This is a genomic window from Shewanella sp. c952 (genome assembly GCF_019654975.1).
Taxonomy (GTDB): Bacteria; Pseudomonadota; Gammaproteobacteria; order Enterobacterales; family Shewanellaceae; genus Shewanella.
This window is the reverse complement of sequence record NZ_BPEW01000020.1, coordinates 38,895-58,669: the sequence shown is the minus strand read 5'-3', so window position 1 is coordinate 58,669 and position 19,775 is coordinate 38,895. Positions and strand designations below refer to the sequence as shown.

Sequence of the window (19,775 nt, the reverse complement as noted above, 5' to 3'; positions counted from 1 at the left end):
TTTGATTGTCTAGGCTGAGCTTGAACGCTGCTTAGCGTCGGCTCTGCGGGCAAAATACCAAGAGACAAATGCTATCAAGGACACCATCAAGATAATCAAGGTCGCTAAAGCATTAATCTTAGGAGAGACGCCCATTCTCACCGAGGAGAACACCACCATAGGCAAGGTTGTTGCGCCAGGACCTGATGCGAAGCTTGCGATCACTAAGTCATCTAATGACAAGCTAAACGACAGTAACCAACCAGCGACAATTGCTGGTGATATCATCGGCACAGTGATTTGAAAGAAGGTTTTCAACGGCGTAGCACCAAGATCTTGCGCAGCCTCCTCGACAGAACGGTCTATTTCACGCAGTCTCGATGACACCACAACCGCTACATAAGCCGCACAGAAGGTCGAATGAGCTATCCACACGGTTAACATGCCACGCTCAGCAGGCCAACCCAGAAAGTCGGCCATATGCACAAACAGCAATAGCAGTGATAAACCAGTAATCACTTCAGGCATTACCAGCGGTGCCGTAATCATATTCGACAGGGTTAACTTGCCCCAACCACGAGCGAAACGGGTCATGACAAACGCCGCCATCGTGCCGAGAATAACCGCCATGGTAGAGGCGTAAAACGCCACCTGCAAACTGGTGCCTACCGCATCTAGAATCTGCTGATCGCGAAACAGTTCGCCATACCACTTAACCGAAAAGCCGCCCCATACAGTAACGAGCTTAGATTCATTGAATGAGTAAAACACTAAGATGAACATTGGCGCGTAAAGGAAGAACATACCAGCCCAAAGCATAATGGTAGAGAAACTTAACTTCTTCATGCTGTTTTCTCCATCTCACGTGCCTGATAACGATGAAATAGCGTGATAGGGATAATCAATAAGCCCAACATCACAATCGCTAGCGCAGACGCTACCGGCCAATCTCGGTTATTAAAGAACTCCTGCCACAACACTTTACCTATCATCAAGGAGTCTGGCCCACCTAATAGCTCAGGGATCACAAATTCACCAACCACAGGAATAAACACCAGCATTGAACCTGCAATAACGCCGCCCTTAGATAACGGCAGCGTCACCTTCCAAAAAGTATTTAAGCTACGTGAACCAAGATCTGACGCGGCTTCAATTAGGCTCATATCTAGCTGTGACAAGGTTGCATACAGCGGTAAAATCATAAACGGTAGATAGGTATAAATAATACCAATATAGACCGCGGTGTTGGTGTTTAAGATCTGTAGCGGCTCAGAGATAAGCCCAGTCCACATCAATACATTATTGATGACACCATTGTTACTCAGAATCCCCATCCAGGCGTAAACACGAATGAGAAAAGAGGTCCACGACGGTAACATGACCAGCAGCACCAACAAGGTTTGGCTACTCTTTGGCGCTCTCGCAATGGCGTACGCCATCGGGTAACCAATCAGCAAACAACCTATGGTAGAGATTGTCGCCATTTTCAGCGAACCTAAATAAGCGTTGTAATACAGCGAGTCATCAAGAATGAGCAGGTAGTTGCCCAAATTGAGCATAATATTTAGCGATTCTTCTGCGTATTGAAATAACGGCTCGTAAGGCGGTATTGCAATAATCGGAGTAGAGAAACTGATCTTGAGTACAATCGCGAAGGGCAGTGCAAAAAACAGTAGTAGCCAAAAATAGGGAACGCCTATGGTCCAGCATTGGCCTTTAGGTAATCGAAACTTTAACGGCTTTTTCATGATCGATTCCTTATGTTCTAAGGACCACTCCGCTGGTGGCCTCCCAGCTAATGAAAACAGCTTCTTCCCACGTAGGAGGGTCGGAGCGACGTTCGCGGTTAGTCATGATGGTTTGAATTAACTGCTTATTTGGTAGGCGGATGTAATACACCGAGATCCCGCCTAAATAAGCGATATCTTCCACGACTCCACTAGACCAGTTATATTCACCTTGAGGCTGCTCACGTGTAATACGCGTCTTCTCTGGGCGCACTGCGACCCAAACGGTCTTGTCTTCAACACTGGTCGACACTCCGTGATCAATGAAAATATTCTGCGACAGACCTTCGCTAGCGATCATCAGGTGATCGGCTTGATCTTCAATAATCTCACCTTCAAATAAGTTAACGCTGCCAATAAACTCAGCAACCATGCGGCTACTTGGACTTTCATAGATGTCTGTAGGCGTGCCAGTTTGTGCGATCCAGCCATCATTCATAATAGAGATCCGCCCGGCCATGGTCATCGCTTCTTCTTGGTCATGGGTCACCATCACACAAGTCACACCCACAGCCTCAAGAATATCAACCACCTCTAGTTGCATCTGCGTACGTAACTTCTTATCAAGCGCGCCCATTGGCTCATCCAGCAGAAGCAATTTGGGACGCTTGGCTAACGAGCGAGCCAATGCCACACGTTGGCGCTGCCCGCCAGATAATTGATTCGGTCTGCGTTTAGCATAGGCTTCCATATGTACCAGCTTTAGCATCTCCTGCACACGCTCAGCAATCTCGGCTTTTGCTAGTTTGTCCTGTTTTAAACCAAAGGCGATGTTCTGCTCTACTGACATATGGGGAAACAGTGCATAGGACTGGAACATCATATTGATAGGGCGCTCATGGGGCGGCATATCGGTAATATCTTCGCCATCGAGGAAAATACGCCCCTCGGACGGTTTTTCAAAACCTGCGAGAATACGCAGTAAAGTTGACTTTCCCGAGCCTGAGCCGCCTAAAAGTGCGAATATCTCGCCCTTCTTTATATTCAGTGACACATCATCTACTGCGCGCACTTCATCAAAAAGCTTACTTACTCGATCGATCTGAAGTAGCACTTCGCCTTGCGTCTTTGTAATCGGTTTATTGGTGACGCCCAAGGTACTAGCCATATTACTTCTCCAACAGATAAGCCATTAAGGTCACAGGCTTACCTTTTAAAATTGTGTCTATTTTTGCTGTTGATCAAAAAGGGCAAGGTAATACCTTGCCCTATATTTGATTAATAACCCGATTTCACTTTGGTCCACACGCGAGTCAAGGCACGCTGTGATTTCATTGGACGCACATTACCGACGTAAAGGCGATCTAGCACCTCTTTGCTTGGGTAAATTGAGGTGTTAGTACGTACCTCTTCATCTACCAACGGTAGCGCGGGAACATTTGGGTTCGCATAAGCAACATAGTTACTAATAGGCGCAATCACTTCTGGACGAAGCAGATAGTTGATAAAGGTATGGGCATTTTTCACGTTAGCTGCATCTGCAGGTATCGCTAACATGTCAAACCATAGGTTTGAGCCTTCTTTTGGAATTGAGTACTCAATTACTTGGCCATTTTCAGCTTCTTCAGCACGAGCTGCGGCTTGGAAAATATCCCCAGAGTAACCAAATGCGACACAAGTATCACCATTGGCTAAGTCAGTAATGTAGCGTGAAGAGTGGAAGTAAGTGATGTATGGACGCACTTTAGCCAGTACTTCGCCTGCCTTTTTAAAGTCATCAGACTTAGTGCTGTTTGGATCAAGCCCTAAATAGATAAGTGCCATTGGGATCATCTCATCAGCACTATCTAACAGCGATAGTCCACACTTAGACAGTTTCTCGGCATATTTAGGATTAAAGATAAGCTCTAATGAATCAACCGGTGCATCTTCGCCCAGTGCCGCTTTGACCTTATCGACGTTGTAACCAATACCGTTGGTACCCCACAGGTATGGCACTGAATACTGATTGCCCGGGTCAGCAGATTCCAGTTGAGTCATTAGCTCAGGGCTTAGATTCTTATGATTTGATAATTGATTCGAATCAAGCTTTTGGAAAGCACCCGCTTTAATCTGTTTAGCTAAAAAGCTATTTGATGGTACGACGATATCGTAACCTGAGCGACCAGAAAGTAACTTGGCTTCAACCACTTCATTGCTATCAAACACATCGTAGACAACGCGAATACCTGTCTCTTTGTGGAAGTTTTCAAGCGTATCTTCGGCAATATAATCAGACCAGTTATATACTCTAACCACTTCTTCAGCGTAAGTGACACTGCTGGCCAAAACACTTGCTGTGACGAGTGCTAGAGTGGTCACCTTTTTTATAAGCTTCATGCTATCTCCTATTTAGCGTAGCAGCAGAGATACCTTCTCTGCTGTTGCTGCATTGTTTGCCGATTAATCGACTTAGTTCTTATTGTTAACCAATGCTACACCTGAAAAACCGCACCGGCAGTTGCTACTGCTTTACAGCTTTCATATAGATAATGCTTTGTTTTATAGCACTATCTATATGAATGACTCCTTTTTATAAATCTCAACTTTTGCTTTAAACCACTGCAGCTATCAATCCCCAAAATCGATAACTGTAGCGACACGCTCTAAACGGTTAACAGTAGGAATTTACGTTCCCAAGAACTGATAACTTGGCGATAGTTCTCTAAATCGGCTTGTTTAACGGCCACATAGCCGTTAGTAAAGATTTCTCCCAAATACTCACGACAAGCTGAGCTCTCTGCCATAACAGCCAGCGCTTCTTCAAGGGTGAGTGGCAGCGATATTCCGCTACGGGTTTCGTTAGCTCGCCCTTGAACTGGCGTCATAGGTTTAACATCTTCAACCATACCCATATAGCCACACAATAAGCTTGCAGCTATCGATAGGTAACTGTTGGCATCAGCGCCAGCAATACGATTCTCAATACGTAGGTTTTGTGGTGAAGACTCAGGAATACGCAGACCACAGGTGCGATTTTCTTCGCCCCATTCCAGATTAACTGGCGCCGATGTGCCTGGTAGGAAGCGGCGGAAAGAGTTCACATTTGGCGCGAAAAGTGGCAGCAATTCAGGAATGAACTTCTGTAAGCCACCAATGTAGCTGTAGAACAATGGGCCTTTGCTACCATCTTCGTTAGAGAAAATGTTTTTTCCTGATTTAATGTCAACAATGCTTTGATGCAAGTGCATCGCACTGCCAGGCTCATTAGTGATAGGTTTTGCCATAAAGGTGGCACAGACATTGTGCTTCAGCGCCGCTTCACGCAAAGTACGCTTAAATACAAACACTTGGTCAGCAAGCGACAGTGCATCACCGTGGGAGAAGTTAATCTCCATTTGCGCTGTGCCCTCTTCATGGATCAAGGTATCGATATCTAAACCTTGGATTTCACACCAGTCATACATATCTTCAAATAGCGGATCGTACTCATTGGCAGCATCAATTGAGAAGGACTGACGCCCAGACTCTTGACGACCTGAGCGACCAACAGGCGGAATAAGCGGCTGATCGGGATCTTCATTAATGCGGGTAAGATAAAACTCCATTTCAGGGGCTACAACCGGCTTCCAACCTTTATCTTCATACAACTTAAGTACTTTCTTAAGTAGGTTGCGTGGAGACAGCTCTATCGGATTACCCATTTTATCGTAGGTATCGTGAATCACTTGCGCCGTAGCTTCAATCGTCCAAGGCAGTTTATAAACGGCATTCTCATCAGGCACACAAACAAAATCGATATCTGCAGCATCCAATAAAGCGTCATAAGCTTCATCTTCAACATAATCGCCAGTCACCGTCTGCAACAGCACGCTTTCTGGCATACGCATGCCTTTTTCATCAATGAACTTACCCACAGGGGCAATTTTTCCACGAGCGATACCGGTCATATCACAAACAACACATTCAACTTCGGTGATCTTTTCGTCTTTTAAATAGCTAATTAGTTTTTTCATTATTATTTTACTCTGCTCGCTGCACGGCGCTGGCATGCCTGATTAAAGGCCTTAAAAACTGCAGTATAAAAAGCGTTATCTAACACTTTCCACTCTGGATGCCATTGAACACCTAATGCAAAATTCTTTGCGTCTTTAACTGAAAACGCTTCAATTAATCCATCATTTGCATATGCTTCTGGCCGCAACCCAACACCCAAACGGTCTACGCCTTGAGTGTGCACAGAGTTCACCTCTGCGGAGCTGCGGCCCCATGCATCGTGAAGCAGTCCCCCAGGTTCTATCTTGACCTCATGGGATAAACCATACTGCTCTTCAACGGGTGCGGTTTTGTCTTCACGGTGCTCAATGAAGCCACCGACTTCATGCAACCTCTGGTGCAAACTGCCACCAAAGGCAACGTTCATCTCTTGAAAACCACGACAAATACCAAGTACTGGTACACCCGCCTTAATAGCGGCATGAATTAACGGTAAAGTTGTGGCGTCTCGCTTAGGGTCATGATGCGTTCCCGCTGCACTTGCAGGTCCATCAAAATGATGAGGTTCAATGTTTGAGGGGGAACCGGTAAACAGAATGCCATCGAGCCTTGATAACACGACTTCTGCAGGGCAATGTCCCAGCGAAGGGATAACCAGAGGCCAAGCTTGAGTGGCATCTGCTATAGCTAATAAGTACTTTTCGCCAACAATGTTAAATGGATGCAAACCTAACTGTTGATTGCATGCCGTCACACCTACTACCGCGAGCCCTACTTCCGACATATAACACCTTCAATCCTTCGTATTCAGAGTTTTTTCAATGGTTTTTATAGTAATTTTTAATCTTGATTTACGAATTTTTTTATAATGAACAAATTACACTCAAATGTTCATTTTTTCACACAGTACACTTAATTTTGAAACTAGGCAATAGATTAACAGCTAGGAATGTAAATAATATCGAACTAAAAACAAACAATGATAAATTACAACAACTTAAAGGTATGATGGTTTGTTTTACTAGTAAAACAGTGGCTTTAGCAGGCAATAGTTGAGTGCTTTACTCATGTTTTCCATTGTTGACACGCTTCACACAAATAGCGCCGCCATGCTTTATATTATTTACACATGGAACGCTGTGATTTAGAAAGAACACTGGACATTTGTGTAAAAAAAGCGACCAAAAGCCACCAGCTAAATAAGTATCTAGCTGGTAAGGTCTTATAATGGTTTTCTTATACGATTAGAAGTTAGCTGGGGTGGTCGCGCTAACAATACGGCAAGGCGTATCAAACGGATTGCGAAAACGATGAGGTAGTTCACTATTAAAGTAATAGCTATCACCTTCGTTAAGTTCAAAGACCTCTTCGCCGACGGTGAGCTCGAGTTTCCCTTCAATCACCATCGCAGCTTCTTGCCCTTCGTGCTTAAGCATCTCAATGCCTGTATCAGCACCAGGAGGGTAAGTCTCACTCATCACAGACATGGCGCGATTCGGAAAATCTCGTCCAATTAATTTGAAGTCCAAAACACCATCACCGATATCCAAAAGTTCATCACTACGATAAACCACCTTCTGTTCGCTGACAGTCTCATCTTCAATGGAAAAAAACTCCACCAAAGACATAGGTAATCCAGATAGTACTTTTTTCAAAGAACTCACTGACGGACTAACGCTATTTTTCTCAATCATCGAGATGGTACTGTTAGTTACACCTGCGCGCTTAGCAAGTTCGCGCTGTGATAAGCCTTTCTCTTTTCTAACGGTTTTAAGGCTTGCTCCAATATCCAAATTCTTTCCCCTAATTGAAGTTGTCGTTCTATGCCTCCAACAACATGCAGAACAATCAAAACGCACGTTCCGGTTCTAACGCAGTACAGCTTGATCAAATAAGTACTGTTCATTTTATCGGGCGTGTTTGTATTCTACAGGAAAGCGTGTTAAAAATAACGAACATCTGTAAATAATTTATTTACACAGTCTTGAGTATACTGTCCCAAGTCCAATTTACAATAAAAACACATGTTTGGAGAAAATATGTCAACTAAAAGCCCGGTGCATAGTGAGCAATACCCTGCCTCATATTACTTTGCCACAGCAAAAGAGCTACACCAATCACCGCGATTGGAAGAGGTAATCGATGTTGACGTATGTGTTGTAGGTGGTGGCTTTAGTGGCATTAATACTGCGATAGAACTCGCGCAAAAAGGCTTTTCTGTCGCGCTACTCGAAGCGAAAAGGATTGGCTGGGGAGCCTCAGGGCGCAATGGCGGAGAGCTTATCCGCGGCATTGGTCATAATATTGAACAGTTCGAAAACATCATCGGCCGTGAAGGAGTAAACAGCATCGAGCAGATGGGCTTTGAAGCTGTTGATATTGTCAGGCAGCGAGTCAAACAGCATAACATCGATTGTAATTTGCAGATGGGTTACTGCGACTTGGCGATAAAGCCCAAACATATGCATGAGCTCGAAGCAGATCTTGAGCACCTGAGCAAGATTGGTTACGGCAAAAACATGACCCTGCTCGACAAGTCTCGCGTTAGTGAAGTCATAGGCTCAGACTTCTATCAAGGCGCGTTAGTTGATATGGCTAGCGGTCACCTACACCCTTTAAATTTAGCATTAGGTGAAGCCAAGGTTGCCCGCAGCCTAGGCGTTAAGATGTTTGAGTACAGCGCGGCAGAGAAAATCATTAAAGGTGATAAACCGAAAGTGATAACAGCACATGGTGAAGTTAATTGCCAATATTTAGTGCTAGCTGGTAATGCTTACCTTGGTCACGAACTGGAAAGTGATATTGGTGGCAAAGTGCTACCAGCAGGCACTTATATACTTGCCACGGAACCTTTAACCCAAGCGCAATGCGACAGCATCATTCCAAAGAATATGGCCTTTGCCGATCTCAGAGTCGACCTCGACTACTACCATCTCTCAGAAGATAACCGTCTACTATTTGGCGGTTTGTGCACCTATTCAGGTAAAGACCCAAAAGATATAGAAGCAGCCCTTAGACCTAACCTTGAAAAAGTATTCCCGCAGCTTAAGGGGGTACGTATCGATTACGAATGGGGCGGTATGATAGGAATAGGCGCAAACCGACTCCCACAAATAGGCCGCTTGCCAGATGCGAAAAATATTTTCTACGCTCAGGCTTATGCAGGCCACGGCGTAAATGCTACCCATATGGCAGCCAAACTGATTGCAGAAGCCATTAGCACTCAAGCTGAACGGTTTGATATTTTTGCACAGATCCCTCACATGACATTCCCAGGTGGTCCTCACCTACGTTCGCCGTTACTTGCTATGGGCATGCTGTATCATAGATTCAGAGATATTTTTTAAGTTCTAAATGCTCTTTGCTAATAGCGGCTTGTGCCGCTGTTAGCTTTTACATCTATGGCTAGCCAGATAACTAATGCTTATCGTCGTTCAACACCCTTTCTCTGTGTCACTTTTCTTAACTCAGCTCTCTACACTAACTAGACTGGACGGTTGGTATGTTTAGCCGTTAAACTCTACATCAAGATTTGGTCACAGGCATAAAGTAATGAAAGATCTACGACAAGCCATGCTCAATGCTGGTTTCAAGCTAATTAATGAACATGGATTTGCAGGCGTGGGATTGATGAAAATAATCAATGAAGCCGAGGGCACCAAGGGATCTTTCTATCATTACTTTAAGTCGAAAGAACATTTTGGTGAGATATTACTCAATGACTATTTTGAAGAACACTTAGCCAAACTACAGACTTTTCTTAACGATGAATCTATGTCGCGTAAAGCCCGTGTAGAAGCTTATTTTGAGTTTTGGGGTGAATCCAAATTAAGCCGTGACTTCCATATAAAGTGTTTAGTGGTGAAATTAGCTGGAGAGATGGCTGGCACGCCCAATAAAATGCAGCTAACCATGGCTGACGGTGTGGAAAAAATTATTCAATGTATGGCGGAGCTATTTATAGAGGGTAATGAGGCGGGAGAGTTTAGTATTGCCGATCCTATATCTCTTTCACGTACACTCTTTAGCCTATGGTTAGGCGCGACATTAATGACGGCGATGTTACGTAATCGCTCGATTTTAGACAACGCTATGACCGAAACGCTAACGGCTCTGAAATAATAGATCTATCAATTAAACAGTTTTCAATTTTAAGAATTTTGCTCTGAGTAAAAGGGAATTAAACTCTCTATTGATATGTACTGTTCAAAATCAAGGTAGAGAAAGCCAAAGTAGCTCAAGCTACTCCATATCAATATCGAAGCGAACAATAAGCTAAAAGTTTTGCTTGCGCTTTGATTCAGTCTTTTAGATAACAATGTATAACTTGGGATCCCCACTTGCACAGGTGCCAAAAATGCCATTGCTAGCTGACCATATCGCTTCCAAATCACTAGGAATCGACGCAGTTTAGGCCTAAATCCTGGTGTACTGCGCTGCGGTAAGATTCGAAAAAACAACGGCCCATAATACCAACCTTTAAAACCTGCTATCAGTGCTGGAATTACATTAAACAGCAGCATTTCAGGGTAACTATATGAAAGCGCACCGGCCAATGCCGGCCCTGAATAGGTTTTCCATAAGCTAAGCAACGCCATTAACATGGCTATTGCAATATACGAATCACTACCAATAATCATTATCTTTCCAATGCATATCCGTTGCGTTCAATCAGTGTAGACAGTATCGGATCGATATGGGTAAAGAAACTCAGCCATCCACTACACAAGTAATTCAAACCAAGCTCGCCATCTATGCTTCTAGCAATGCGGTTTTTTGGGCACTCTCCATGACATGCAAACAAAAAGTCACATTGCTGACATTGTTTAGGTAATGACTTCTGTTTAGCAAAACCAAAGTGTTGCTGAGTCTGAGATAATGCCATCTCTGCTAGGTTATTTTGCTTGATATTACCCAACTTAAACTCAGGGTAAACATAATGGTCGCAAGCATAAACATCACCATTAGGTTCAACCGCCAAACCTTTTCCACATAACTCACTTAAGGTGCACATGGTGCTGTCATTTCCCATCCAAACACCAATAAAGTTTTCAAAGTAAGGCACCATCACTTTACCAAAGTCATGTTGGTACCACTCATCAAAAATTGCGATAAGAAACGTGCCCCAATCCTCAGGTAAAACACTCCACTTAGCGACATTTCCCTGCACTGGAATAATGGCTTGGTGGCCTAGTTCAAGCCACTTGCCATTGGTCGAGATTGCCTCTTTATCGACAACTGGAATAAACTGTATTTGTGGTGATTTAACCTCATCGCGAAGAAAACGATAAACCGTTAACGGCTGTAAACTCGTGACGTCGTTAACACAGGTAAGTGTGGCAAAGTTAACCCCATACTCATGCAGCAAGTTAATACCGCGCATAGTTTTATCAAAAGTACCTCGACCCGCTTTATTGGTCCGATGATGATTATGCAATGCTTCAGGTCCATCAATACTCACCCCCACTATAAAGTCATTAGCTTTAAAGAATTGGCACCAGTCTTTGTTTAACAAGGTGCCATTAGTTTGTAAGTCATTACTAACCCTTGAGTACGGCGGACAGTACTTATCTTGAAACTGAACCACCTTCTTAAAGTAATCAATGCCTAATAGAGTAGGCTCACCACCATGCCATGAAAAAATAATCTCGGCAGTATTCTGCCCCTCTATATATTGCTTAATGTAGTTTTCAAGCATTGCATCTGTCATAACGGGCTTATCATTTGCAGAATATCCAAGCAATTGTTGTTTGCCTAAGTAATAACAATAACTGCAATCAATATTGCATATCGCACCAATAGGTTTTGCAAGTGCTTGAAATTTACTATGAGCTTTACCATTAAATTGAGGAGCTGAGATTATATTCATGTATGACCACCTTAATATAGCAACCAAACTTGCAGCACTTAATATCAAGCGCTGCTAGCTCAGGTCTTATTTCACGTTTTCGAACGGGTTCCACTTCTCATCAACTGGAACAATATTCTGCTTAGTCGAGTAAGCTTTATAGTCCGCTAACATCTGTTTAAATAACTCAGGCATTTCAGTGCTTAAATCATTCTGCTCAGCAGGATCGAGCTTAGTGTTATACAGATTCCACTGGCTATCTCCCCCCATACCCGTCGAGATACGGATAATTTTGTAATCACCTTTTAGCAAGATCCCACTGCCAAAGAGTTCAAACGGTATTGGATTATCAGCATGATGCACTTCAGTGTTTTTGCCTTCAAAAAATGGCAGTAAACTGACACCACTCATAGGCGCAACTTTACGGCCTTGATATTGGGTTCCTGGGTGAGTGACCCCTGCAATATCGAGAACTGTTGCCGCGACGTCCTTAACTTGGGACATGCTATTTGTTTGAGTTCCAGCTGCTAATGCTCCTTTTTTTCCTAGCATCGATTTTGCGGGTTTAACAATAAACGGCACCCGAATCCCACCCTCTGCGGTATAAGCTTTATACCAAGAAAGTCCGCCAGTTGAAGCACTCGCCCACTCAGGACCAAGGGACACACTAGAGTTTGCATTACCTAAATTTTCGGTCGAATTATCAAAGTGATGCCCTGTCCAAGTGCGAATAAGATCACTAATATTTTCCCCCGTCACATCAGCAGCTTCAGGGCCATTGTCCGCGAGGTAGATAACATAGGTATTGTCATATTCGCCTATATCTTTAAGGTAATCGGTGATCTGACCTATCTGCTGATCTTGCAGCTCCATCATGCCCATCGCGACAGCCATTTTTTTACCGTACCAAGCTTTATCTTGCGCAGATAACGAATCCCAAGGCCGGCTTAAGCTATTACGCTCCGAAATAGTGGCATCTTTAGGGATCACGCCCATCAGCTTCATTTTATTGAAACGATCTTCACGAATATCGTCCCAGCCATGTTTTACGTAGTAGTCAATCTTATCTTGATAGGCCGCTTCTGGTGCTTGCAAGGGCAAGTGAATTGCAGTGAAAGGTACGTAGGCAAAAAACGGTTTGCCGTCAGCCCTATTTCTATCAATCATCTTGATAATTTCGTTGGTATAAACCTGATCGGAGTACTCTCCTTTATAGAGATCTTTAACCACCATACCATTGCGATATAGCGGCTCCTCTTCCACTACGGGGATCTCGCCCTTTTGGAGTGCTTTGGCAGTATTGGCATTTTTAGCAGGAAACATCATATTACGGTTGAAGTGATTTGAACCGCCTGCAAGAATGCCGTAACTCTCTTCAAAACCGCGATCATCAGGTAAGAATCCATCCTCATGCCCCAAATGCCACTTACCCGCCAAATAGGTGTGATAACCACTATTTTTAAGCAAAGTCGACACTGTGACTCCGCCTCGAGTCAGGTAGCCTTCATAGCCAGGTTTACCAATAGCATCAGGGTAAACGGCATAATCAAAAGTGCCTAACCCAACTTCGTGGCTATTAGCACCAGTTAACATCATTGACCGAGTTACAGAAGAGGTTGGTGAAGCATGGAAATTAGTAAACTTTACCCCTTCATCTGCAAGCGCCATTAAGTTAGGTGTGTTGACCTCAGAACCATAGGGCTCAGTATCCGCAAAACCAACATCGTCACCAACAATGATTAAGATATTAGGCTTGTCTGTTTCAGCTGCTGCATACACACCACAAGAAGCGCTAGCCATTGCCGTTACCAGCAAAGATTTATTAAAATTTTTCATACGATTACCTCTCAGTAAAACTAAAGTTATTACAGTATTTAGTCGTCGATAATTAGTGCGCCGCTTGTGACATCCAATGTAATAAGTCGAGGGCATGTGAATTATTCTGCTTGGCTGCTTTTCCTAACCAAGCAACAGCAAGTGCTTTGTCTCTATATACGCCAGTTCCACTGGCATACAGCAGTGCGAGTTGTACTTGTGCTTCGGCATCGCCGTTGTCAGCTGCAACTTGCAGCCATTGCGCACCTTGCTTTGCATCCTTTGTAATTACATCTCCTTTTAAGTACATCTGCGCAATAGCTACTTGAGCTTTCGGGTCGCCTAGCAGTGCATTTTGATGGCTATCCGCAAATGATGAATACCGCTTCTGTGGATCCATCTGGCTAGCACTCACAGCAAGTGATGAACTCAGTAACAATGCTGCGCTGACTGCCATTTTGATATTGGAATTCGCCATCATTTACTCCGCATAAAATTGAAAAGTTCTCGGTTTATCTATATTGCGGCAGTAATGATTTGCTCAATCTTAGCGTCAGTAATAGGGTAAAACTGAAAGCAGATATCTTTACGGATCGCATCAACAATCTCTGCTTGTGCAACAGCATCAATCGTCCAATCAGCAAAGCTTGTCATTGCTGCAGTTGTTTGCTGCAGAGATTTTAGAAAGTCGATAACTGCAGCTAAAGCAGATTCATCAGTGTCAGATACCTGCAATGAGAGAGCTGCCTGAAGTTTCTTAGCGTTTGCTAAATAGAACTCTGGCAGCGCTTCAATCACAATTGGCATAAGCACTGTATTGGCATCGCCGTGTGGAATATGGCAAATCGCACCAAATGCGTGAGCACAGTTGTGGATAGGAATGCCGCCCAATGATGAATAAAAAGCTGAGATAGCCATTGTACTGGCCTGTAAAAGCTCAGCTCTAGCCGTTAGGTTTTCCGGCTGTCCAAGCACGATAGGTAGGTTATGAGTAATCAACTTAATTGCTTGTATGCTATATGCGTCGGTAAAGGGGTTACTTAATGGAGAAACTACGGCTTCTATAGCATGTGTCAGTGCATCCATTGCTGTTGAACGAGTTAAAGCTGCTGGCAGCTTGGTAGTCAGCACAGGATCGAGTACGGCGATATCTGCTTCAAGACCAGATGCGACTAGGCTGGCTTTAATTTTTTCCTGCTCATTAAAAAATACAGCAATAGGTGATGCCTCAGCCCCCGTTCCAGCTGTCGTTGGCACCGCAATATGAGGCACTGTAATATTGCGATTGTTAGGCCAGACATCCATATGACCGCCACCCGCTATCACAGTTCGAATATCATCAAGCCCTTTATGCATCGCATACTTCACCCCCTTGGATGCATCAATAACGCTACCACCACCAACAGACAAAATCGCATCAGCATTAACACTACGAGTAAATTCAATTGCAGCATTGATATTGTCGCAACCAGCATCTGGCTCTATATCGGCGAAAATCCCTGCAATGCCGACATCGGTCTGATTTGCAAAAATAGCTTCAAACTTTGCCACAAAGCCTAAAGATGCTAATCCGTTATCGGTGAATAGTACGATTCGCTTTGCACCTAAACGGCTAAAAAGTGCAGGCAGGTCGTTAATGCCACTTTCCTGTGCATGAATGATAGTTTTAAGATTAAAGCTAAAGTTTGTCGTTGCCATGATGTCTGCCTCATATGTGAATATGGTTAAACTTTAACACCAGCAAACCGACCGGTCTACACAAGTAGGTAAATTAACATCAAAAATAAGATTAAATTTTGATCATCTTTGCTGGGGGGATTCAATAGCAACTCAAGCTGCAATGTTAAAAGTAAAAAGCCCATAGGGAGAATCCTATGGGCTTTTTATCTAAACGGGGTTAACTCAGTTATTAATGATTAACGTAAATGGGCTGCAACTTTAGATTTGTCACGATTGATATAGTAGTAAACATAAACTAATGAATAGAGGGTCACAAAAGCATCTAGGGCAAATACACCACTCCAGCCATAAAACCATTCATATTGATTAATAAATACATTGTATAAAAACAATCCTACAAACAAAGACTTCTCGAATGCACTATAGATCATGGTTGAGGTGCGAAGTTGCTTATACTTAGCAGAAAACATCAGCAGTACACCGATAGATCCAACCATCACTCCCCAGTGCTGATAGGTTGCTTGTAAGTATTGCTTATTTACCATCATGGATTCGTCATAAGCAAACAGATTCTGCATGCTCCATTCTGGAGCTAAAAAGGTAGAGAAGGCTGTTGCGGTCAAAAACCCTGTTACCAATAAGTAAGCGGTCATCGTCTTTTCAAAAAATCGTTCTAACATAAAGTTACTCCTGCTAGTCATCGTTTATAAATAAAGGCTTAAAGCCGATTAAAACGGCCATAGAGTCGCTCTCAGCCATTAATTTGGTTACATAGTAACCACCCCAAACCGATCGGTCTAGTCTTTTTTTTTGTAAAATCAAGAAATGGCAATGCTTTTTGCTGGAGTTGGTAAACTCACAGAAAGTACAAAGTAAGATTAAGATATTGATTTTATGTATTTAAAGATCAATATCATTGCAGCTAGATAGCTGGGGGATGAGTCTAGCGATTGATTTAGTACTGCAGTATAAAACTAATGATTAAGCTAACAGGAAGATTCAATTTGCTACCAAGCCTCTGTTAGCTTGCTCAAAATAAAGCTGAAAAATACCATCTAAATAGCTTAACCTGACCAGCTATTCATATCGTTTTAGCATAAAATAACGTGCTGGACTGCCAGCAAACTCTGGCACAGTTCCTACAACTTCAAAACCTAGCTTTTGATAAAACTGCGGTGCTTGAAAAGACAAAGTATCAAGTTGAGCCGCAAGGCAACCTCTTTGCTTAGCCTGCTCTTCTGCCTGTAGCATTAACTGACGTCCAAGACCGCTGCCACGGGCCGCTTTATCGACCCACACCACTTCAATGAGAAAGTTTTTGTAAATACTGCGGCCGGTAACTCCGCCAATAATCTTTCCGGCGTCATCTCTGGCGACAACGGACAATGGCTGAGTGTCCTCATCACCGATTTTTTCATTTCTATGCTGGCGAAGACCGGCAACTAATGCGTCAAATACGCTGCGGTCTTCACAATGTAATACCTCGATTTTCATAATGGTTTCTCATGGCTTACCATGCTAGATACAGCAAGGCGCTTTCATAGTGCTTTTTATTTGTACTATAAGCTAGCACCTGTAACATACTGTTGTAAATAAACTATCTATATTACCCCTCTGGCTAATAACCAGAAAAGCCCGCAGATTTCTCTACAGGCTTTGTCTGTTGACTCACATTGTTTATGCCACTATCCGCTACCAAGCAAACTGCTCGAACATTTTGTCTACCGGAGTCTTGGCTACATGATTAACGTAGTTGCTGATCACTTTTTGCGATAAGCCTAGGATTATCTCTAGCACCTGCTTTTGTTCGTAACCTGCCGCGTAAAATGCCTCTAACTCTGCGGGCTCAACATTGCCTCTATTACGTACCATACTCAGCGTTAAGTCTTGTAGTGCCTGCAGCTTAGCTGTTGGCATTGGTTGACGATTACGCAACGCCTCAGTTAAAGCGGGGTCCACTTTCATTGAGTGCGCAATACCGGTATGAGCAGGAACACAATAATGGCATTCATGTTCTACGTTAATGGTTTGCCATACAACGGTGAGCTCTTCAGCATCAAAAGACGAACTGGTGAATTGCTGGTGCAGCTGCGTATACGCTTGCAAAATATTGGGTGACTCAGCCATCACTGAATATAAGCCGGGTATTCTTCCCATCTGTTTCTCAGCGCCTTCTAAAATAGCTTTACTCTCGGCTGGTGCAGATTCAACGGTATGAAATTTAAAGTCATTCATGAGGATATTCCTAAAGTTAGTATTACTTGATTCACTAATTCAAGAGCAACTACGTCACTCTGATTACTCGATTAAAAAACAACATCGCTTTCTTTAAAAACAATATAACTAGCTTTGAACGATCGTTCAAGTTAAAATTGAACAATCGTTCAAACTTTTTATTGGTGTGATGGCTATATGGCAAAGAATGCAAAATTCAATCGAGAACAGGTTGTTGAAAAAGCAAAAGACTTGTATTGGGAGAAAGGTTTTCATGCTACTTCTATGCGTAATTTACAGGATGTCATCGATATGCGGCCCGGCAGTATTTACGCGACTTTCGGTAGTAAAGAGGGATTATTTAAGGAAGCTTTAGCAAGTTATACCCAAGCTGGTATCGAACAACTCGCGCAATCTCGTGCAGAGGCTAGCTCGCCAATTGAGGCGCTAAAAGCCTTTATGAAAAGAATGATTATTGAACAGCGAGCTTGCGCGCCAAGCCCTTTGTGCATGCTAGCTAAAACCATTGCTGAACTAACCAATGAGCAGCAGGAGCTATTACAAGCTGCAAAAGACTCATTGAAAGCGATGGAACATGAGTTTGAAAAACTCATTATAGAAGCCCAAGATCTAGGTGACATTTGCAAAGATAAAGATGCTAAGAAGTTAGCTTGCCATATTCAGATCCAGATCTCAGGTCTGCGCACATACAGCAGAACCTGCGATGGAGACGCGCCATTAGCTGAAATGATAGACGATATCTTTAACCACTACCCTTTCTAGTCACTAGGGATTAACGGCCCAACTTTATAGACCATCGCCTGCACCATGATCTTTGAACCATCTCTAAGTGGTTCAAGTTCTGGCCGGGCTTGAAAACCTAACCTTTGGTAAAGCGTGATAGCCGCAACGTTATCAACCGTCACCAGCAAGTTCACCTCATCAATATTCAAATGTGCAGCCCAATCAAGTATTTTTTGCAGCAACAGCTTACCAATGCCTCGACCGCGAGCACTGTTAGCTACCCACATTTGATATACATGAGCGCAGCTATCACCACTGTTATGCAGTACACCAAATGCCAAGCCAACCGCAGTGCCATCTACAGATGCAATTAATGGCAACTGCGCAGTAACTGCTGCTGGCGTTAAACGTGCACGCCATGTCGCTTCACTGAACAGCTGCTCTTTTTCAAAAGTCGATCCAAATGAGTCGGGGGCATCTTGTAAAGATGCCAAGCGTAAACGCTTATATTCGCGCCAATCTTGCTCTGTTAACTGCCTTATAGCCATAACACCTATACCTTTCCATTTTTATGCCATTACCACCACCCAGACTACCTAAGCGAATGAATTATAACCATATCAATTTTATAGATTTTAACGCTACAATCACCATACAGATTAAGACATAACATCGGCTAACCATTAAAGGGCATGAGCTATGACAACCGCAAAATACAGCACAATTGCCGCTTGGTCGTTAGCGATTGCCCGGGCTCTCAGTGCAAGTAATATAGACGCTGATGCATTATTTAAACGAGCAGGGTTATCTCTATCACTGCTAGAAGCCGAACCCGACTCACGGGTGGCAATTGATAAAATGACTTTGCTTTGGCAGGCGGCAGAGCAAGCGTCTGGCTCTGCGGCTTTTGGGCTTACCGTCGGCCAATATGCTTACCCAATAAACTTTCGCGCCCTTGGCGCACTAATGCTAAGCAGTGATACCCTCGCCCAAGCCTTTGAGACCTTGCCCGACTATGCTGCTCTAGTGAGTAATTCAGCGGTGATTAGCTTACAACGTACCCCGCAGTTACTAGGGTTTACAATAATTCCACTGAATGGTGTTGAAATCAGCGAGCTAGCGATTGATGCCTTTTTCGCAAGCTTGATGTTGCACGGTAAACAGATGATTGGTCATAGCCACTTTGTCCGTAAAATTGACCTGCTCAGAGCTGCACCTAAGTCACAGCAAGCTTGGTTAGATATGTTTGGCTGTCCGGTGACTATGGCTGCAGAAAGTAACTGTATGTGGATGGACCGCACCATGCTTGAGCAAACCGTCATCAGTAAAAATCGCCACTTAGCACAACACAATGAACAAGTTGTTAGGCAGTATCTTAATAAGATGCATGCGCTAAACTGGCAAGAGAAAACCAGCCAAGGGATCCATGCACTATTGGTTAATGGCGAGCCAACCGCCCTAAAAATTGCGCAAATGTACAACATCAGTGAGCGCAGTTTAAGCCGTTACCTCAAAATTGAAGGGACTGGGTTTAGAACTTTGTTGAAGTTAAAACGTCAAGAGTTAGCCCATCATTACCTAGTCAATACTCAAATGCCCGTTAGCATATTATCTGACACCTTAGGTTATAGCAGTGTCAGTAATTTTAGCCGCTCCTTTAGCCAGTGGAACGGCCTTAGTCCGCTAAATTATCGCCTACAATCCAGAGGATAATTTCAAATTCATAAGCCAAATTGGCGAGAAATGATAACTAACTAGTTGCCAACTTGTAATAACTTACGGTTAATTGTTAA

The 19,775-nt window shown here is 43.4% G+C and carries 20 protein-coding genes; 4 read left to right on the top strand and 16 right to left on the bottom strand.

Annotation, left to right across the window (positions count from 1 at the left end):
• Positions 1-9 precede the first annotated feature (9 nt).
• The 7 genes from K5R16_RS13945 to K5R16_RS13915 form a co-directional block, all read right to left on the bottom strand.
• Positions 10-825 (bottom strand): ABC transporter permease subunit, encoded by an 816-nt coding sequence (locus tag K5R16_RS13945; protein ID WP_220738168.1) that lies wholly within the window; start codon positions 823-825, stop codon positions 10-12.
• Entirely contained in the window at positions 822-1,727 is a 906-nt protein-coding gene (locus tag K5R16_RS13940; protein ID WP_220738167.1) for an ABC transporter permease subunit, read from the bottom strand. The genes K5R16_RS13945 and K5R16_RS13940 overlap by 4 nt, the downstream gene beginning before the upstream one ends.
• A gap of 10 nt (positions 1,728-1,737) precedes the next feature.
• Positions 1,738-2,874, bottom strand: coding sequence for a polyamine ABC transporter ATP-binding protein (potA, locus tag K5R16_RS13935; protein ID WP_220738166.1), 1,137 nt, complete (start codon positions 2,872-2,874; stop codon positions 1,738-1,740).
• A gap of 110 nt (positions 2,875-2,984) precedes the next feature.
• Entirely contained in the window at positions 2,985-4,085 is a 1,101-nt protein-coding gene (locus tag K5R16_RS13930; protein WP_220738165.1) for a polyamine ABC transporter substrate-binding protein, read from the bottom strand.
• A gap of 266 nt (positions 4,086-4,351) precedes the next feature.
• Positions 4,352-5,701 carry a glutamine synthetase family protein gene (locus K5R16_RS13925; RefSeq protein ID WP_220738164.1) on the bottom strand — a complete coding sequence of 450 codons (1,350 nt, stop codon included), beginning with the start codon at positions 5,699-5,701 and terminating at the stop codon, positions 4,352-4,354.
• Positions 5,702-5,703: 2 nt separating this feature from the next.
• Complete coding sequence (locus K5R16_RS13920; RefSeq protein ID WP_220738163.1) at positions 5,704-6,465, bottom strand: gamma-glutamyl-gamma-aminobutyrate hydrolase family protein; 762 nt, start codon at positions 6,463-6,465, stop codon at positions 5,704-5,706.
• Positions 6,466-6,925: 460 nt separating this feature from the next.
• A complete protein-coding gene (locus tag K5R16_RS13915) occupies positions 6,926-7,474 on the bottom strand; it encodes a cupin domain-containing protein (RefSeq protein WP_020914162.1) in 549 nt (182 codons plus the stop codon).
• A gap of 246 nt (positions 7,475-7,720) precedes the next feature.
• Here K5R16_RS13915 and K5R16_RS13910 point away from each other — a divergent pair, with 246 nt between their 5' ends.
• Positions 7,721-9,028, top strand: a complete 1,308-nt coding sequence (locus K5R16_RS13910; protein WP_220738162.1) for an FAD-binding oxidoreductase — start codon at positions 7,721-7,723, stop codon at positions 9,026-9,028.
• 205 nt (positions 9,029-9,233) lie between these two features.
• On the top strand, positions 9,234-9,803 hold the full coding sequence (locus K5R16_RS13905; RefSeq protein WP_220738161.1) for a TetR/AcrR family transcriptional regulator: 570 nt from the start codon (positions 9,234-9,236) through the stop codon (positions 9,801-9,803).
• A 29-nt stretch (positions 9,804-9,832) separates the two neighbouring features.
• Here the strand turns inward: K5R16_RS13905 and K5R16_RS13900 are convergent, their stop codons facing one another.
• The 8 genes from K5R16_RS13900 to K5R16_RS13865 all read right to left on the bottom strand — a co-directional run bounded on the left by K5R16_RS13900 (position 9,833) and on the right by K5R16_RS13865 (position 17,259).
• Positions 9,833-10,321 (bottom strand): hypothetical protein, encoded by a 489-nt coding sequence (locus K5R16_RS13900; RefSeq protein ID WP_220738160.1) that lies wholly within the window; start codon positions 10,319-10,321, stop codon positions 9,833-9,835.
• Positions 10,321-11,550 carry an anaerobic sulfatase maturase gene (locus tag K5R16_RS13895; RefSeq protein WP_220738159.1) on the bottom strand — a complete coding sequence of 410 codons (1,230 nt, stop codon included), beginning with the start codon at positions 11,548-11,550 and terminating at the stop codon, positions 10,321-10,323. Before K5R16_RS13895 ends, K5R16_RS13900 begins: the two co-directional genes overlap by 1 nt.
• A gap of 66 nt (positions 11,551-11,616) precedes the next feature.
• On the bottom strand, positions 11,617-13,365 hold the full coding sequence (locus K5R16_RS13890) for an arylsulfatase (RefSeq protein ID WP_220738158.1): 1,749 nt from the start codon (positions 13,363-13,365) through the stop codon (positions 11,617-11,619).
• A gap of 52 nt (positions 13,366-13,417) precedes the next feature.
• Positions 13,418-13,822, bottom strand: coding sequence for a tetratricopeptide repeat protein (locus K5R16_RS13885; protein WP_220738157.1), 405 nt, complete (start codon positions 13,820-13,822; stop codon positions 13,418-13,420).
• A 38-nt stretch (positions 13,823-13,860) separates the two neighbouring features.
• A complete protein-coding gene (locus K5R16_RS13880; RefSeq protein WP_220738156.1) occupies positions 13,861-15,042 on the bottom strand; it encodes an iron-containing alcohol dehydrogenase in 1,182 nt (393 codons plus the stop codon).
• 218 nt (positions 15,043-15,260) lie between these two features.
• Positions 15,261-15,704, bottom strand: a complete 444-nt coding sequence (locus K5R16_RS13875) for a hypothetical protein (RefSeq protein WP_220738155.1) — start codon at positions 15,702-15,704, stop codon at positions 15,261-15,263.
• A 397-nt stretch (positions 15,705-16,101) separates the two neighbouring features.
• Positions 16,102-16,518 carry a GNAT family N-acetyltransferase gene (locus tag K5R16_RS13870; RefSeq protein WP_220738154.1) on the bottom strand — a complete coding sequence of 139 codons (417 nt, stop codon included), beginning with the start codon at positions 16,516-16,518 and terminating at the stop codon, positions 16,102-16,104.
• 198 nt (positions 16,519-16,716) lie between these two features.
• A complete protein-coding gene (locus tag K5R16_RS13865) occupies positions 16,717-17,259 on the bottom strand; it encodes a carboxymuconolactone decarboxylase family protein (RefSeq protein WP_220738153.1) in 543 nt (180 codons plus the stop codon).
• Between the two features lie 177 nt (positions 17,260-17,436).
• On the opposite strand from K5R16_RS13865, the gene K5R16_RS13860 reads away from it, so the two are divergent.
• Positions 17,437-18,021, top strand: a complete 585-nt coding sequence (locus K5R16_RS13860) for a TetR/AcrR family transcriptional regulator (protein ID WP_220738152.1) — start codon at positions 17,437-17,439, stop codon at positions 18,019-18,021.
• Here the strand turns inward: K5R16_RS13860 and K5R16_RS13855 are convergent.
• Positions 18,018-18,530, bottom strand: coding sequence for a GNAT family N-acetyltransferase (locus tag K5R16_RS13855; protein WP_220738151.1), 513 nt, complete (start codon positions 18,528-18,530; stop codon positions 18,018-18,020). The genes K5R16_RS13860 and K5R16_RS13855 overlap by 4 nt on opposite strands.
• Positions 18,531-18,681: 151 nt before the next feature.
• Between K5R16_RS13855 and K5R16_RS13850 the strand changes: the two genes are divergently transcribed.
• A complete protein-coding gene (locus tag K5R16_RS13850; RefSeq protein WP_220738150.1) occupies positions 18,682-19,695 on the top strand; it encodes an AraC family transcriptional regulator in 1,014 nt (337 codons plus the stop codon).
• Positions 19,696-19,775 lie beyond the last annotated feature (80 nt).

Excerpts from the sequence above, each read along its gene's own strand:
- K5R16_RS13945 (WP_220738168.1), bottom strand. The coding sequence starts at position 825 with ATGAAGAAGTTAAGTTTCTCTACCATTATGCTTTGGGCTGGTATGTTC.
- K5R16_RS13940 (WP_220738167.1), bottom strand. The coding sequence starts at position 1,727 with ATGAAAAAGCCGTTAAAGTTTCGATTACCTAAAGGCCAATGCTGGACC.
- potA (WP_220738166.1), bottom strand. The coding sequence starts at position 2,874 with ATGGCTAGTACCTTGGGCGTCACCAATAAACCGATTACAAAGACGCAA.
- K5R16_RS13930 (WP_220738165.1), bottom strand. The coding sequence starts at position 4,085 with ATGAAGCTTATAAAAAAGGTGACCACTCTAGCACTCGTCACAGCAAGT.
- K5R16_RS13925 (WP_220738164.1), bottom strand. The coding sequence starts at position 5,701 with ATGAAAAAACTAATTAGCTATTTAAAAGACGAAAAGATCACCGAAGTT.
- K5R16_RS13920 (WP_220738163.1), bottom strand. The coding sequence starts at position 6,465 with ATGTCGGAAGTAGGGCTCGCGGTAGTAGGTGTGACGGCATGCAATCAA.
- K5R16_RS13910 (WP_220738162.1), top strand. The coding sequence starts at position 7,721 with ATGTCAACTAAAAGCCCGGTGCATAGTGAGCAATACCCTGCCTCATAT.
- K5R16_RS13905 (WP_220738161.1), top strand. The coding sequence starts at position 9,234 with ATGAAAGATCTACGACAAGCCATGCTCAATGCTGGTTTCAAGCTAATT.
- K5R16_RS13900 (WP_220738160.1), bottom strand. The coding sequence starts at position 10,321 with ATGATTATTGGTAGTGATTCGTATATTGCAATAGCCATGTTAATGGCG.
- K5R16_RS13895 (WP_220738159.1), bottom strand. The coding sequence starts at position 11,550 with ATGAATATAATCTCAGCTCCTCAATTTAATGGTAAAGCTCATAGTAAA.
- K5R16_RS13890 (WP_220738158.1), bottom strand. The coding sequence starts at position 13,365 with ATGAAAAATTTTAATAAATCTTTGCTGGTAACGGCAATGGCTAGCGCT.
- K5R16_RS13885 (WP_220738157.1), bottom strand. The coding sequence starts at position 13,822 with ATGGCGAATTCCAATATCAAAATGGCAGTCAGCGCAGCATTGTTACTG.
- K5R16_RS13880 (WP_220738156.1), bottom strand. The coding sequence starts at position 15,042 with ATGGCAACGACAAACTTTAGCTTTAATCTTAAAACTATCATTCATGCA.
- K5R16_RS13875 (WP_220738155.1), bottom strand. The coding sequence starts at position 15,704 with ATGTTAGAACGATTTTTTGAAAAGACGATGACCGCTTACTTATTGGTA.
- K5R16_RS13870 (WP_220738154.1), bottom strand. The coding sequence starts at position 16,518 with ATGAAAATCGAGGTATTACATTGTGAAGACCGCAGCGTATTTGACGCA.
- K5R16_RS13865 (WP_220738153.1), bottom strand. The coding sequence starts at position 17,259 with ATGAATGACTTTAAATTTCATACCGTTGAATCTGCACCAGCCGAGAGT.
- K5R16_RS13860 (WP_220738152.1), top strand. The coding sequence starts at position 17,437 with ATGGCAAAGAATGCAAAATTCAATCGAGAACAGGTTGTTGAAAAAGCA.
- K5R16_RS13855 (WP_220738151.1), bottom strand. The coding sequence starts at position 18,530 with ATGGCTATAAGGCAGTTAACAGAGCAAGATTGGCGCGAATATAAGCGT.
- K5R16_RS13850 (WP_220738150.1), top strand. The coding sequence starts at position 18,682 with ATGACAACCGCAAAATACAGCACAATTGCCGCTTGGTCGTTAGCGATT.